Origin of the sequence: Vibrio sp. 10N.222.48.A3 (assembly GCF_041475345.1) — a bacterium.
Classification (GTDB): Bacteria; Pseudomonadota; Gammaproteobacteria; order Enterobacterales; family Vibrionaceae; genus Vibrio; species Vibrio tasmaniensis_A.
This window is the reverse complement of the sequence record NZ_JBFRVX010001333.1, coordinates 1-1,143: the sequence shown is the minus strand read 5'-3', so window position 1 is coordinate 1,143 and position 1,143 is coordinate 1. Positions and strand designations below refer to the sequence as shown.

Below are 1,143 nucleotides of genomic sequence, written 5' to 3'. Positions count from 1 at the left end.
GCCATGCCTGCAGAAGAAAGGCCGATAAGTGAAGCTAGTAGAATCTTTTTCATTTTGTTACTCCGAATCTGTGTGATTTTGACCTGTGGCCATTTTTATAATTTGATTGTTTTAATCGATGTTGTGTTTAGCTAAATCTAGTGAGTTACGTGAATCTTATGCGTTAACTCAGATTTAATGAGTCAAATACTCGGCAAACTCGGGTGTCTGCGGGTTAACGAATGAATCGCTGGTGCCGTGTTCAACGATGTACCCTTTTTCTAGATACAGAACGTGGCTAGCAATCTTCTTCGCGAAATCAACTTCATGTGTCACAACCACTTGAGTAATGCCCGTTCCACTCAACTCTTTAATAATGCTCACAACTTGGTTGGTGATCTCAGGATCAAGCGCCGCTGTTGGTTCATCAAACAACAACACATCCGGTTTCATCATCAGCGCACGTGCAATCGCAACACGCTGTTGTTGACCACCAGACAGTTGAAGTGGCCAAGCGTCTGCTTTGTCGGCAAGTTGAAGTGTCTTTAGTACTTCTTGAGCTTGCTTGATGGCTTCTTGCTTATCTAAACCCGCCACTTTGGTGGGAGCTTCAATTAAGTTTTCCATCACCGTCATATGTGGCCACAAGTTGTATTGTTGGAACACCATGCCAACTTTACGACGAAGTTTAAGCCCCTGCTTTTCTTGGATCTGGCTTGAAAAATCGAATTGCTCGTTCGCAATGTCTAATTCGCCGTTGTCCGCGATTTCTAACAGGTTCAATACACGCAGTAATGAACTCTTGCCCGCGCCGCTTGGGCCAAGCAATACCAAGGTTTCGCCACTTTCACAGTCAAAGCTGATGTCATGAAGAACTTGGGTATTACCGTATGATTTGTTGATGCTCTTTACTTGAATACTCATGCCACAATACTGCATTAATTGTCATTTGTTGGTTATTCTATTCAATTCGAGGTTTTATGCAAGAAAAATGTATAAAAAACTATTTTGTTGAATTTTTGTAACGAAAGTTGCGTAGAAAACAGTCGCTATAACTGGTCTTACAACCAAAAGTCACAAGTTGCTGATAAGCTTGAAATCGAGGGAAAAGCAAACGTTTCTCTTCCAATTAAAAAATCAGTACAAGATCTAAGAACCTGTAGC

General features: G+C 41.5%; 1 protein-coding gene. It reads right to left on the bottom strand.

The genetic code is table 11. The features are described from left to right. Positions 1-174: 174 nt before the first annotated feature. Positions 175-903, bottom strand: a complete 729-nt coding sequence (artP, locus tag AB4653_RS26135; protein WP_009846803.1) for an arginine ABC transporter ATP-binding protein ArtP — start codon at positions 901-903, stop codon at positions 175-177. Between the last annotated feature and the right edge of the window lie 240 nt (positions 904-1,143).

Coding starts and splice junctions, on each gene's coding strand:
- artP (WP_009846803.1), bottom strand. CDS start 903: ATGAGTATTCAAGTAAAGAGCATCAACAAATCATACGGTAATACCCAA.